The sequence below is a fragment of the Caldifarcimen microaerophilum genome (assembly GCF_055387105.1).
Map to the genome: position 1 here is coordinate 1,641,274 of NZ_AP038914.1, position 13,181 is coordinate 1,654,454.

General features: G+C 61.2%; 11 protein-coding genes. 1 reads left to right on the forward strand and 10 read right to left on the reverse strand.

All coding sequences use genetic code 11. The features are described from left to right. Nucleotides 1–101: 101 nt before the first annotated feature. From AC6HU3_RS07705 to AC6HU3_RS07750, 10 genes are read right to left on the reverse strand one after another with little or no spacing between them, the layout of a single operon-like run. Nucleotides 102–398, reverse strand: coding sequence for a nucleotidyltransferase substrate binding protein (locus AC6HU3_RS07705; protein ID WP_497473192.1), 297 nt, complete (start codon nt 396–398; stop codon nt 102–104). Next, entirely contained in the window at nt 374–685 is a 312-nt protein-coding gene (locus AC6HU3_RS07710; RefSeq protein ID WP_497473193.1) for a nucleotidyltransferase family protein, read from the reverse strand. The genes AC6HU3_RS07705 and AC6HU3_RS07710 overlap by 25 nt, the downstream gene beginning before the upstream one ends. 2 nt (nt 686–687) lie before the next feature. Beyond that, nucleotides 688–1,533 carry a tetratricopeptide repeat protein gene (locus tag AC6HU3_RS07715; protein ID WP_497473194.1) on the reverse strand — a complete coding sequence of 282 codons (846 nt, stop codon included), beginning with the start codon at nt 1,531–1,533 and terminating at the stop codon, nt 688–690. Between the two features lie 3 nt (nt 1,534–1,536). Then, complete coding sequence (locus tag AC6HU3_RS07720) at nt 1,537–2,175, reverse strand: hypothetical protein (protein WP_497473195.1); 639 nt, start codon at nt 2,173–2,175, stop codon at nt 1,537–1,539. After that, nucleotides 2,172–2,561 carry a cytidine deaminase gene (cdd, locus tag AC6HU3_RS07725; protein WP_497473196.1) on the reverse strand — a complete coding sequence of 130 codons (390 nt, stop codon included), beginning with the start codon at nt 2,559–2,561 and terminating at the stop codon, nt 2,172–2,174. The genes AC6HU3_RS07720 and cdd overlap by 4 nt, the downstream gene beginning before the upstream one ends. Then, the gene (locus AC6HU3_RS07730; protein ID WP_497473197.1) at nt 2,558–3,640 is read right to left on the reverse strand and encodes a tetratricopeptide repeat protein; all 1,083 of its coding nucleotides are present in this window, start codon (nt 3,638–3,640) and stop codon (nt 2,558–2,560) included. The genes cdd and AC6HU3_RS07730 overlap by 4 nt, the downstream gene beginning before the upstream one ends. Beyond that, nucleotides 3,637–4,752, reverse strand: coding sequence for an alanine dehydrogenase (gene ald / locus AC6HU3_RS07735; protein WP_497473198.1), 1,116 nt, complete (start codon nt 4,750–4,752; stop codon nt 3,637–3,639). The genes AC6HU3_RS07730 and ald overlap by 4 nt, the downstream gene beginning before the upstream one ends. Then, the gene (gene lpxK / locus AC6HU3_RS07740; RefSeq protein ID WP_497473199.1) at nt 4,733–5,812 is read right to left on the reverse strand and encodes a tetraacyldisaccharide 4'-kinase; all 1,080 of its coding nucleotides are present in this window, start codon (nt 5,810–5,812) and stop codon (nt 4,733–4,735) included. Before lpxK ends, ald begins: the two co-directional genes overlap by 20 nt. A gap of 2 nt (nt 5,813–5,814) precedes the next feature. Continuing rightward, the gene (gene ppdK / locus AC6HU3_RS07745) at nt 5,815–8,448 is read right to left on the reverse strand and encodes a pyruvate, phosphate dikinase (RefSeq protein ID WP_497473200.1); all 2,634 of its coding nucleotides are present in this window, start codon (nt 8,446–8,448) and stop codon (nt 5,815–5,817) included. 21 nt (nt 8,449–8,469) lie between these two features. Further along, complete coding sequence (locus AC6HU3_RS07750) at nt 8,470–9,645, reverse strand: thiolase family protein (protein WP_497473201.1); 1,176 nt, start codon at nt 9,643–9,645, stop codon at nt 8,470–8,472. A 199-nt stretch (nt 9,646–9,844) separates the two neighbouring features. Here AC6HU3_RS07750 and AC6HU3_RS07755 point away from each other — a divergent pair, with 199 nt between their 5' ends. After that, nucleotides 9,845–13,159: an EAL domain-containing protein gene (locus AC6HU3_RS07755; protein ID WP_497473202.1), complete on the forward strand. Its 3,315-nt coding sequence runs from the start codon at nt 9,845–9,847 to the stop codon at nt 13,157–13,159. The last annotated feature ends 22 nt before the right edge of the window (nt 13,160–13,181 follow it).

A 13,181-nucleotide genomic window follows, 5' to 3' on the forward strand; every position in this document is an offset into this window, starting at 1 on the left:
TCGATTTCGGAGACCACGCGCTTCATGAGGGAAAGGTGATCCGGGAGCTTCCTGAACAGTTCTTCGGCCAGAAGCTCACGGTCGGTGTGAACGGTGAGGTTTCAGTTGTCCACCATGGAAAACAGACGTTCAAGCTCATCTTCGCTGACATAGCCGTTGTGAAACAGCGCGCGCATGCAGGATTTGGGTGAATGACAATCCTCTCCTTCCATCACCCGCATGGCGGTTTTCACGAGTTTCCAGAAAATTTCAAACGTGAATTCAAAGCGCTGAATGGAAGAGTCCCGGAGGAAAGGGTAGAGTTCCGTATTCCGGACGTTCGCAGTTTGTTCAAGGGCCTCGTCCAGTCGCCGGGCTGCCCGATGAAAATCGTTCAGCTGTTGTTCAAGACGATCCACAGGATGCCTTCCTCCATGACATGCTTCCGGAATTCAGGGGCCACCCGGGAGAGGTCCACCACGTCCACCCGGAAGGGAACGTGGGACTCCTCGAGGGTTTCGCGAAGCACCGAAAGTTCGAACCGGATATCTTCATCGGAGAGAAAACCGAGATCCAGGTCACTCCGGGGGGTGTGATCCCCCCGTGCCCGGGAACCGAAGAGAAAGACCTTCACCTTCTTCCCCGAAAAGAGTTCGGTGATCGTCCGGCGGATGTTTTCCACGGTCCGGATGGGCCGGGTGTTCATCGTCAGAACCCCGCGAGTTTCCCCAGTTTCTCCCGTATTTCCCGGGCCAGGGCACTTCGGGGGAGGGTGTAGAGAAGGGCCTGCTCATAGTGCCGGCGGGCCGCAAGGGTGTCCCCCTCCATCAGGGCGAGATCGCCGAGAAGGGCATGGGCATCGTCCAGCAGGACGGTGGGTCCTCCCAGCGCCACAAGTCGCTCCAGACGCTTCCGGGCTTCTTCGTAATCCCCTGCGTAATAGAGTTCGGTGGCCTTTTCAAACAGGGCATTGCCATAGGCCCACAGGGCGTCGGCGTTGTCAAACCGTTTCAGACTGTCGCCCAGTTCCAGCAGGCGATCGGTCTCGCCGAGTTCATACAGGATGGGAAAATACAACCCCGCAATCCGCTGGAGAGACCCCCCTTCTTCGAGATAGCGCTCCAGATGGTCCCGTGCCCGGGCATACTGGTTCCACTCCCATGCAGTTTGTGCCAGGAAAAGCAGGCCGTCCAGCCCCACCGCTTCGGGGCGGATGCGGTCCAGGAGTTCATAGGCCCGCTGGGCCACCCGCTCCAGCCGGAGTTTCCGGGCGGTGTCGGCGAGAATCCACAGGTGCTGGATGAGGTCGTCCTGAAGGGAGGAATCCGCGGAGGCCTCTTCAAAGGCCTGAAGGGCGTTCCGCCATTCCCCTTTGCTCATGGCGAGCACCCCCCGCCAGTAGGCAGCCCGGAGCGGGGCCTCATCCATGTGGCCCAGGATCAGGCGTTCGGCTTTCTCGTATTGTTTCTGTTCAATCAACTGCTGAACCTCTTTTTCCCACGCGTTCCCGCAGGACAGGAAAAAGATCACGAAGAAGAAAGCCGCACGCCGCACGGGTCAGCCTCCCTGGGGAAAGGTGCGCAGGGCCACGCCGGCCTGAAGGAACCAGCCCCGGAAACGGAAGCGGGGCACCCCCTGCACCTCACCCCCATACCGGTGTTTCCAGGGCGGATTCTGAACATCGTATACATACCCGGCCGATAGGGCCACACCCGCGAAGGGAGGCATGTTTCCACCCGAGGGAGCCCAGAGGAAGAGCACGGCGTGCAAACTGGCAAACAGCCGGGGGCTTTCCACAATGGACAGGTTGCCGCCGGTGAAGAGATCCTCATACTGGTCTGTGGCCGTGGAAGTGAGGATCAGGCGGGGGGAGACCTTGCCGAGGCCGGTTCCACCGGCGAAGGTGGTGTAGGCGTTGAAATCCAGCACGCCTCCCACCCAGAAGCTCCAGGCGGGGGTTTCAATCCGGGCGGAAGGCGCACCTTCAAAATGCTGGGATCCGTCCATGCGCTGAAAGGCCACAAAGGTGTTGCCATAGAACATCCCCACCATCCACGTGGATCCCATGAGCACTTCTTCGTGGCTTGCCGTGCGGGAGGCCAGGTCGTTCACCAGGGCGGAGGCTTCGGGATGGAGTCGTCCGGCTCCCCAGAATCCGGCAAGTCCCCCCTGAGCCACAAGGAAGAGAAGCATCACGGCAGGTCCTCCAGGTTGAAGGTGTGAGGCAACAGGTCCTTCAGGCGAAACACCCGGTGTTCCTCACCCCGGACCACCACGACCTCCATGTCCGGAGAAAACTCGGCCAGCACCTGACGGCATGCCCCGCAGGGGTAAGGCCAGGCGGGGGGATCGGACACGATCACGATGCGGGCGAAATCCCGGGCCCCCTCGTTCACCGCCCGGAACACCGCGGCACGCTCGGCACAGATGGTGAGCCCGAAGGAAGCGTTTTCCACGTTGGCGCCCCGGAACACCCGGCCGTCGGTGGAGAGCAGAGCCGCGCCCACCCGGAACCGGGAATAGGGGGCATAGCTTCCCTTCAGGGCTTCCCGGGCTTCGGCGATGAGGGTCTCCAGACTCACTCGATCCGCTGCCATTTGCGATAGGCCTTGCGTTTGAGGACTTCGGCCCGCCGGGATTGAACGTCAGCATACTGGGCCCATTGAGTGTTTTCCGGTACGATCTTCAGCGCCTGCTCATAGGTCTCCTGCGCCTGCGCGTAAAAATCCATTGCCATTTTGTATTTCCGGTTCTCAAAAGCTCGGTCACCTCGTTTCATCAGAATGTCCCCCAGGAGATTCAGAGCAATGGTGCGAACCTTCGGTGTCGGTTTCTGGGAAAGGGCCTTACGAATATACGTTTCCGCTTGATCCAGACGCTCTCCCCGATCGGCAAGAAAGCTTGCAGCCTGAAGACATCCCTGAACGCTTCCCACTTCTTCGCACAACGCTGCGTTGGCTTCAAGCATCAGGGTGGTATCCCCGCTTGCTACCCCCAGGTCCCGTCTCATCAGCAGAATCCAGTATCGTTCATCCGGCGCCACCTTCTCCCATTCCGCGAGCATCTGCCGGGCGCGGTCAAATTGCCTTGCATCCAGATAGGCCTGGGCCAGCGCCTCCAGAAAGCGGGGATCTTCCCTGTAGCGAACGTAATGCTTTTCCAGGTGGGGAAGGGCGCTGTCGGGGCGGTGCATTTTGGCATAGAGCATCCCCACGGCCGCGTCCATGATGGGTACGGGATTTTCACGGTAACGGGCTTGGATGTAGTGCAGGGCGGAATCAGGCTGGTCCCGGCGCAGAAGGATCTCAGCGATGCCCAGGTGGGCCAGATAGGATCGGGGATCGTGCTGAAGGACTTCGTGAAAGGCGTCCCAGGCCTCGTCCAGGTTGTCGTGGCGGAGGGCATGCAGACCTTTGAATTCCAGCGCCGTTGCGGGTTCAAATGCCTTCCAGCGCTCGATCAGGGCCTCCACCGAGTCTTCCTGTCCGTTGAATTCGTAATGCACCAGCAGAGCCATCCAGGCCTGGCGGTCGTGGGGATCCACCTCCACCGCCCGATAAAAGAACCGGAGGGCGCGAGTTGTATCCCCCTGTTGAAGGGCATCATATCCGAGACGATACCAGGTACTGCTCTGGGCCAGGAGGAGCACCGCCCAGATCATCCAAGCACCTCCTCAAGGGGTGTGTAGGGCAGGCCAAAGGCTTCCGCCACCGCCTGATAGGTGACCGCTCCCCGCACCAGGTTCACGCCTTTGGCCAGCGCGGGGTTTTCCCGAACGGCCCGTTCCCAGCCTTTCTGGGCCAGTTCGATCACATAGGGCAGGGTGGCGTTGGTGAGCCCCCAGGTGCTGGTCCGGGGAACCGCACCGGGCATGTTGGCCACGCAATAATGCACCACGCCGTCCACTTCGTAGACCGGGCTGTCGTGGGTGGTGGGGCGGCTGGTTTCGGTGCTACCGCCCTGATCAATGGCCACGTCCACGATCACGGAGCCGGGTTTCATGGTGGTGAGGTGCTCTTTGCGGATGAGTTTCGGTGCTTTGGCGCCCGGCTTGAGGACCGCGCTGATCACCAGGTCGGCCTGGGGCAGGAGTTCCCGGATGGCGTATTCCGTGGAATAGAGGATCTTGACGTTCCGGGGCATGATCTCGGCCAGTTCCCGGATCTTCCGGGGATTGATCTCCAGGACCGTCACGTCCGCACCCATCCCCGCAGCGACCCAGGCGGCGTTGCGTCCCACGGTGCCTCCGCCGAGAATCAGGACGTGCGCCGGCGCCACACCCGGGATCCCACCCAGCAGAATGCCCAACCCCCCCTGCGGACGCTCCAGGTATTTCGCGCCTTCCTGAGGCGCCATACGCCCGGCCACCTCGCTCATGGGGGCAAGCAAAGGCAGCTCTCCGTCGGGTGTTTCCACCGTTTCATAGGCGATCCCGATGATCTGACGCTCCATGAGAGCCCGGGTGAGCTCTTCGGAGGCGGCGAGGTGGAGATAGGTGAACAGGACCTGACCGGGTCGAAGGCGTTCGTATTCCACCGGCTGGGGTTCCTTCACTTTCAGAATCATGTCTGCCTCAGCGAACACGTCCTCCGGACGGTCCAGGAGAACGGCCCCTTCCTTCGCATAGGCTTCGTCCGGGATGCCCGTGCCCAGGCCGGCCCCTTTTTCCACGAAGACCTGATGACCCAGGCCCACCAGGGCGTGCACGCCGGCGGGCGTGAGGGCCACGCGATATTCCTGGGTTTTGATCTCCTTAACCACGCCGATCTTCATGGGTTGCCTCCTTGCTTGAAAGGTTCTGAAAAGCTTTCTGGGACTCAAGGAAATCCGTGAGCCGCCGGCCGTGGGACGACACCTCCTCCAGCTGGGGCACCAGCACCCACAGATTTTCCCACGGTTTGCGAAATCGAACCCAGTCTTTTTCCGTGGTCACGATGGGGGCATTGCCTGCCCACTGGCGAAGCTCCTCCAGCTCTTCTTCGCGATAGAAATGATGGTCCATGAACACCCGCACGCCCCGAACGGGGATGTCCGCACGTAGGAAGGTTTTCACAAAGCTTGAGGGGTCCGCAATGCCACAGAAGGCATACACAGGCTCCTCCCATTCTTCCAGGGGCACAATCTGTCCGCTTGCGGGGTGGCGAAGAAACAGGCCGGTGTATCGCACGTGAAAAATGGGACGGCCAAACGTTCGTAAAGGTGCCTCCAGCGACAGGTCCACCGGTGCGGTTTTGTGATTGATCACGAAAGCATCCGCCCGCACGGCCTGGGAAAAGGGTTCGCGGAAACTTCCCGCGGGGAGAAGCACACGGGGAGCCCGCAGGCTCCGGGCATCAAAGAGGAGAAGGGAAAGATGAGGACGGATGGCGCGATGCTGGAAGGCATCGTCCAGAATCACCACATCGTAGGAACCGAGGTGCTGTTGAAAAAGACGGACGCGGTTCTTTGCAACCCACACGTCCACGCCGGGGAGTTTCTCATGGAGCATCCAGGGTTCGTCCCCCACCTGTTCAGGGATATGATGAGACTGGACCCGGAGGGGATGGGATCCCTTTCGCCCATACCCCCGGCTCGCGATGGCAACCCGGAGCCCCCGGAGCCGGAAGAAGGAAGCAAGAAACGCCACAAGCGGGGTTTTCCCCGTACCTCCCACCGTGAGGTTGCCCACACCGATGGTCCATACGGGAGGCGTGTAGGGACTTCGGACCTTCCAGGAGAGGTGCCAGAGTCCCCAGGCCAGGGCATAGAGGGGGACGCCCGGGAGGAGCAGGGGAAACCACCAGCCTTCTTCGGCGACCCGGCGCCCCACAGCCTCCCGAAGCGCCCCCCCCATGTTCAAGCCTCTCGATCCTGAAGGGCGGCCCGTCCGGCCGCCAGGCGGGCCACAGGGACCCGGAAGGGAGAGCAGGAAACGTAATCCAGTCCTGCCTGATGGAAGAAGGTGACGGAATCCGGGTCTCCGCCGTGCTCTCCACAGATGCCCACCTTCAGATCCGGACGGGTGGCCTTGCCGTTTTTCGTGGCCATGGCCACGAGTTGTCCCACCCCTCGGGTGTCCAGTCGCTGGAAGGGATCGTGGGGCAGGATACCCTGTTCGATATAATAGGGCAGGAATTTCCCGATGTCATCCCGGGAGAACCCAAAGGTGGTCTGGGTGAGGTCGTTGGTTCCAAAGGAGAAGAACTCGGCGACCTCCGCAATTTCGTCGGCGGTGAGGGCCGCCCGGGGGATTTCGATCATGGTGCCCACCTTGAAGGGAACCCGAATCCCCTTTTCGGCAAAGACCTCTTCCGCCACCCGTTCCACAAGTTCCCGTTGCCGGCGGAGCTCCCCGGCGGTGGACACCAGGGGGATCATGATCTCCAGGTGGACGTCCACCCCTTCTTCTTTCACCTCACAGGCGGCTTCCAGCATGGCCCGGGCCTGCATTTCCGTGATCTCCGGATACACCAGACCCAGCCGGACCCCCCGGAATCCCAGCATGGGGTTCAGTTCCCGGAGGGCGTCCACACGCTCCCGGATCTTCTCCACCGGAACACCGAGTTTTTCGGCCAGGGTTCGCTGCGCTTCAGGCTCTTTGGGGAGAAATTCGTGAAGGGGAGGGTCCAGGGTCCGGATGGTCACCGGAAGGCCATCCATCGCGCGGAAAAGGCCCTTGAAGTCTTCTTTCTGATAAGGGAGGAGCTTGGCCAGGGCCGCCCGACGGGCTTCGGCTGTGTCCGCCAGGATCATTTCCTGCATGGCATAGATGCGTTCCCCTTCAAAAAACATGTGCTCGGTTCGGGCCAGACCGATGCCTTCCGCTCCAAAGGAACGGGCACGCTTTGCATCTTCCGGCGTGTCCGCATTGGCCCGCACCTTCAGGCGACGGAATTCATCGGCCCAGGACATGAGTTCCCCAAATTCGGGGAAGTCCGGGGAGGGGGGAAGGGTGGGCACCTGACCGGCATAGACTTTGCCGGATGTCCCGTCAATGGAAATCCAGTCGCCCTCCCGGAGCACCAGACCATCTTTCCCCCGCACCTGGATGGTTCGGGCCTCTTCGTCAATCACCAGGGCTTCGGCCCCCACCACACAGGGTTTGCCCATGCCGCGAGAGACCACGGCGGCATGGCTTGTGGCGCCACCTCGAGCGGTGAGAATGCCCTCAGAGGCGGCCATCCCCCGGATATCGTCCGGAGAGGTTTCCGGACGCACCAGGATCACCTTTTCGCCCTGTTCCGCCATCTTCTGGGCGGTGAGGGCATCCAGGGCGATTTTGCCCACCGCGGCACCCGGAGAAGCGGCAATCCCCTGGGCCACGGGCTCTCCGTCATGGGAAGGATCCAGCATGGGATGAAAGAGTTCCTCCACCTTGTAGGGATCCACCCGCAGAAGCGCCTCTTCCCGGGAGATTTTTCCTTCGTGCACCAGGTCCACGGCAATCTTCACCATGGCCCGGGCGGTGCGCTTGCCCACCCGCACCTGCAGGAAATAGAGCTTCCCTTTCTCCACCGTGAACTCGAGATCCAGCATGTCCCGGTAGTGATTTTCCAGCATGTCCGCATACCGGACGAGCTCTTCGTAGATGTGGGGGAACTGCGTTTTGAGGGCATCGATTTTGAGAGGGGTGCGAATGCCGGCCACCACGTCCTCCCCCTGGGCGTTGGGGAGATATTCGGCATAGAGCTCTTTCTCGCCCGTGGAGGGGTTGCGGGTGAAGGCCACACCGGTCCCGGAATCGTCCCCCATGTTCCCGAACACCATCGTCACCACGTTCACCGCCGTCCCCAGGTCGTCAGGGATGTGGTGAATTTGCCGGTACGCAATGGCCCGGGGGTTGTTCCAGGAGTCAAACACCGCCCGGATGGCCGCCCAGAGCTGCTCCCAGGGATCCTGCGGGAACGCCTTACCTTCTTCTTCATAGACCCTTTTGAAGGCCTCCACGAGTTCCTGGAGATGGGGAGCCGAAAGTTCCGAATCGGCCGTCACCCCAGCGTTCTCTTTGGCTTCCTCAAGAAGGTGTTCAAATTTTTTCCGGGAGATGCCCATGACCACATCGCCGAACATCTCCAGAAACCGGCGGTAGGCATCCCAGGCAAAACGGGGATTGTCGGTGGCCCGGGCCAGGGCCTCCACCGTCTGGTCGTTCAGGCCCAGGTTGAGTACCGTGTCCATCATGCCGGGCATGGAAATGGGTGCCCCGGAGCGTACGGAAACCAGGAGAGGCGGGTCTCCACCGAAATGTTTGCCCGTCCACCGCTCCAGCATGTTCACCGCGTCCCGAACCTGTTCGGTGAGCCCTTCCGGGAATCCGCCGGTCTGGAAATAGGCGATGCAGGCACGGGTGGTGATGGTGAACCCGGGAGGCACGGGAATCCCGATGCGGGCCATTTCGTGAAGGCCGGCCCCCTTGCCCCCCAGGAGGTCCTTCATGTCGCCCCGACCGTCCACACGGTCCGGACCGTAGAGATAAACCCACTGTTCCATTGCCGGGAGCCCCCTGTTCGGTTAAATGCGCTCGAAAAGACCTGCGCCGCCCATACCGCCGCCCACGCACATGGTCACGATACCAAACCGGCTGTTCCGCCGCTCCATCTCGTGCATCAGCGTGACGGTGAGCTTGGCGCCGGTGGCCCCCAGGGGGTGTCCCAGGGCGATGGCGCCGCCGTTCACGTTCACCTTTGCCATGTCCAGTTCCAGCTCCCGGATCACAGCGAGGGACTGGGCGGCAAATGCCTCGTTGAGCTCAATGAGGTCAATCTCGTCCAGGGTTTTCCCGGTTTTCTTCAGGAGTTTCCGGACGGCCGGGATGGGTCCAATGCCCATGATCTCGGGAGGAACACCGGCCACCTGGAAGCCACGATAGAGGAGTCGGGGTTTGAGGCCGAGTTCCTCGGCTTTTTTCGCCGACATCAGGAGGACGGCGGCCGCCCCGTCGTTGCGGGGGGAAGAGTTTCCGGCGGTCACCGTGCCGTCTTTCTTGAAAACGGGTTTGAGTTTGGCCAGTTTTTCCAGAGAAGTATCGGGGCGCACGCTCTCATCCTGCGTGAAGGTGATGGCCTCGATCTTCTGACTCCCGTCAGGAAGGACTCTCCGGACCCGCGTCTGGACCGGGACGATTTCGTCGTTGAATTTGCCTTCCTGGATGGCTTTCCAGGCCTTCATGTGGCTTTCATAGGCGAACCGATCCTGGTCTTCCCGGGAGACGTTGAACTTTTCCGCCACGTTTTCGGCGGTCAGGCCCATGTTGATATAGACTTCGGGGTAGTTGGCGGTCAGGTGGGGATTGGGCGAGAAGTTAAATCCACCCATGGGAACGTAGCTCATGGACTCCACACCGCCGGCGATGGCGACGTCAACGGCCCCCACCATGATGCGCTCGGCGGCGATGGCGATGGCCTGAAGCCCCGAAGAGCAGAACCGGTTGATGGTCATCCCGGGAACGTCCACGGGGAGACCGGCCCGCAGGAGAACGTTCCGGGCCATGTTCATGCCCTGTGCCGCTTCGGGAAAGGCGCAGCCCAGGATCACGTCTTCCACCAGGGCGGGGTCGATGCCGGTGCGCTTGAGAAGTTCCTGGATCACCAGGGCGCCCAGTTCATCGGGACGGGTGTCTTTGAGGGAGCCCCGGGGGGCTTTTCCAACGGGGGTACGAACACCTGCAACAATGACCGCATCTTGCATGGCGAAAGCCTCCGTTTCTCTAAATCCCGGATGCCATAGGGTAAACGCAGGCGCAGGAACTGTCAAAGGTTCAATTCTCTGACCTCCGGATAAGTTTTCCAACACCTATCCTCCTTCCCCTGAGAGAGCCGGTGGAAACCGGAGATCTTGACATCTCCCAGGGAGGAGCATACACTAATGAGGGCAAGGTGGAGGAACGATGCTGGATGCGTATTCGTATGGCCAGGCGCCTCTTCTGGTGTATGTGGTGGACCGGGAGGGGGTGGTCCAGGACGCCTGGGGGAATCCGGCCCACCTTTCGGTGTCCCGGACGGAGGACCTGAAGGGCAAACCTCTCGCTTCGTTTCTTCCGGGAGAAACTGCCCCCCTGTTTCAACAGGCGCTGGACGCCGTGTTCCGGACGGGAAAACAGGTCCGGTTTGCCCATGTGATCACCACGGACGGGCTTCCCGTTTATCGGGAAGAAGTGCTTCATCCCCTTGAAAAAAATGGAGAGGTCGTCGTGCTGGGGGTGGGGTGTGTCGGGGCTGTTCCCACCCTGGTGCTCCTGGACACGCAGGTGCGGGACTGGATGCTTCTGGCGCTCGGGGCGGATTACAGTTATGTCCTCCGGACAGGTGCCGGTGGAGAGGAACCCGTATGGGTCTCACCCAACCTCCTCCGGGAGTTCGAAACGGAAGCATGGAAGGGCTGGTCGGATCTCGCCCTCCCGGAAGATCGGGAACGGGTGAGGAGCCATCAGCAAATGGCACGGGAAGGCACATCCCATGAAGCCCTGTTCCGTGTACGAGATCGGGAAGGGAACGTCCGGTGGATCCGGGATTTTCTCCTTCCCCAGAAGGAAGTTCCGGGCGGTGTCACGGTGCTCTACGGTGCGTCCCAGGACGTCACAGCCCTCAAGCGTTCGGAAGAACGGCTGGAACGTTTGCTCCGGCTTTATCGGTTTCTTTCTCGTGCCAATCAGGTGCTCGTCCAGGAATCCGAACCCCACCGGTTCCTCCAGGACATCTGCGTTCTTGCCCACCGCGAGGGGATGGCCCGGGTGGCCTGGGCGGTCCTTCGGGATCAGGCGGGGGTGTTTCGGGTGCTGGGATATGCCGGGGTGGACGAAGAAACCATCGTCCTCTTCCGGAGTCTCGTGGAACATCGGGACATGGTGTGCCCCCTCACCCGGGAGGCGCTGGAAACCCGGGACCTGGTTCACAGTCCGGATGTGGAGACCGATCCCCGGGCGGAACTCTGGCGGGGGATGGCGCAGAAGGAAGGAATTCGGTCCATGCTGGTAATCCCCATGCTTCGGGAAGGCGAGAGCGTGGGTGCCCTGGTTCTCACCTCCGCCGAGTCCCGGGAGCTGGATCCGCAGGAAAGGGAGGTGTACCGGACGCTGGGTCAGGACATTGGCCTGGCCCTGGAGGCGTTTGAAGAACGGGAACTCCGGCAGAGGATGGAAGCGGACCTCCGGGAACGGGAAGAGATGTTCCGGACTCTGGCGGAAACCACCTCCGTGGCCATCTTCGTGTATCAGGGGGAACGGTTCGTGTTTGGCAACCGGGCCTGTGAGGAAATCACCGGGTATTCGCGGGAAGAGTTCCTGAACCTTCGCTTCTGGGAACTGGTCCATCCCGATTTCCGGGAGATCATTCGGGAGCGGGGGCTTGCCCGGCAGCGGGGTGAACCCGTGCCGAACCACTATGAATTCGCCATTGTCCGCAAGGACGGGGAGGTCCGGTGGATTGACTTCACGGCAGGAAAAATCGTGTGGAAGGGAGAGCCAGCCGCCATCGGAACGGCCGTGGACATCACGGAACGAAAGAAGGCGGAGGAGGAACGTCGAGAACGGGAAGCCCGGCTCCGGGAAATTGCGGAAAACATCGGCGAGGTGATCTTTCTTGCGCCGCCGGATCTTTCCCGGGTGCTGTATGTGAACCCCGTGTATGAGCGTGTGTTTGGGCGTCCTGCTTCAAAGCTGTTGAAGAGCTTTCAGCCGTGGAGGGAAGCTGTCCATCCGGAGGATCGAGAGCACGCGTTTCCTCATCTTCCCGTGAGGGAGCCGTTCGTGTCGGAATACCGGATTCTTCGTCTGGATGGGGCGGTGCGCTGGATCCAGATGCGATTGAACCCGGTGAAGGGACCCGATGGGAAGGTGGTCCGGGTGGTGGGGGTGGCGAGGGATGTGAGCGAGTTGAGGGAAGCAGAGAAAACCATTCTTCGACTCACCTTCTTTGATCCCCTCACGGGACTTCCCAACCGGGCCCATGCCATGAGAACCCTCTGGCAAAAGTGTGAGGAAGCTTCCGGGGAAGAGAAGATCGCACTCCTGCTGATAAATCTGCGCCGGTTCCGGGAGTTCAACGAGACCTATGGTCATGATGTGGGGGATGCCCTCCTCCGGGAGGTGGCCCGGAGACTGGAAGAGGCAGCCGACCCGGAGGATTTTGTGGCCCGGATGGGAGCAGATGAGTTTCTGGTGATGGTGACGGGGGATGTGCGGGACATTGCCCGGAAGGCCCTGCTCTTTCGGTCGGCCATCGAGCGGGAACCCTTCCCCATGGGGATCGGAAGCCACACGGTCAGCGTGGATGTGGGCATTGCCGTGTTCCCGGATGATGGTGTGGATGCCGGTGAGCTCTTCAAAAAGGCCGAAGTGGCCATGGAACACGCCCGCCAGAGAAGAGAAGGTGTCGCGTTTTATCGCGAGGATATGGGGGCCCTGCTCCAGAGGCGTCTGGAAATCCTTCGGAAAGTTCGTGAGGCTCTGGACAGGGAAGCCTTTGTCCTCCACATCCAGCCCGTGGTGTCCCTTGAAACGGGGAAGCTGGTGGGAGGTGAGGTGCTTCTTCGCTTTCCGGATGAAGGGGACCGCCTCCTGTATCCCGACGCCTTTCTGGAGGCAGCCCTGGAACGGGGATGGGGGGATGAGATCACCCTGGGCGTTCTCCGGGAAACCGCCCGGTGGCTCCACCGGTGGAAAGCCATGGGGCTGGAGATTCCCGGACCCTTTTCCATCAATGTGACACCCCAGGATTTTCGGGATCCGGCGTTGTTTGAACGGTTTGCGGCCGTGATCGAGGAGGAACGCGTTGCTCCTTCCTGGATCGGTGTTGAAATCACCGAGAAGGGCGTGATGGAGGATCCGGAACAGGCGGCGGCGATGCTCCGGACCCTTAAGGCCATGGGGGTGGTGCTCCTTCTTGACGATTTTGGCACGGGATATTCTTCCCTTGCCCGCCTGAAGGCCCTTCCTCTGGACCGGATTAAGATTGACCGGGAATTCGTTCAGGGGATGACGGAGAACCCCAACGACCACGCCATTGTTTCCGGGATTATCGCCCTGGCCCTGTCTCTGAAGCTGGAGGTGGTGGCGGAGGGGGTGGAGACAAAGGAACAGGCCCAGATGCTGCGGACGCTGGGGTGTGATTATGCCCAGGGATTTTATTTCGGAAAGCCGGTCCCTCCGGAGACGTTCGAGGCGCAGTGGCTGAGGGCTTCCCCGGAAAACCGGAAACCGGAATAAAATCCCGACCCCATCCATCGGA

Coding starts and splice junctions, on each gene's coding strand:
- AC6HU3_RS07750 (WP_497473201.1), bottom strand. CDS start 9,645: ATGCAAGATGCGGTCATTGTTGCAGGTGTTCGTACCCCCGTTGGAAAA.
- ald (WP_497473198.1), bottom strand. CDS start 4,752: ATGAAGATCGGCGTGGTTAAGGAGATCAAAACCCAGGAATATCGCGTG.
- lpxK (WP_497473199.1), bottom strand. CDS start 5,812: ATGGGGGGGGCGCTTCGGGAGGCTGTGGGGCGCCGGGTCGCCGAAGAA.
- AC6HU3_RS07755 (WP_497473202.1), top strand. CDS start 9,845: ATGCTGGATGCGTATTCGTATGGCCAGGCGCCTCTTCTGGTGTATGTG.
- AC6HU3_RS07730 (WP_497473197.1), bottom strand. CDS start 3,640: ATGATCTGGGCGGTGCTCCTCCTGGCCCAGAGCAGTACCTGGTATCGT.
- AC6HU3_RS07710 (WP_497473193.1), bottom strand. CDS start 685: ATGAACACCCGGCCCATCCGGACCGTGGAAAACATCCGCCGGACGATC.
- ppdK (WP_497473200.1), bottom strand. CDS start 8,448: ATGGAACAGTGGGTTTATCTCTACGGTCCGGACCGTGTGGACGGTCGG.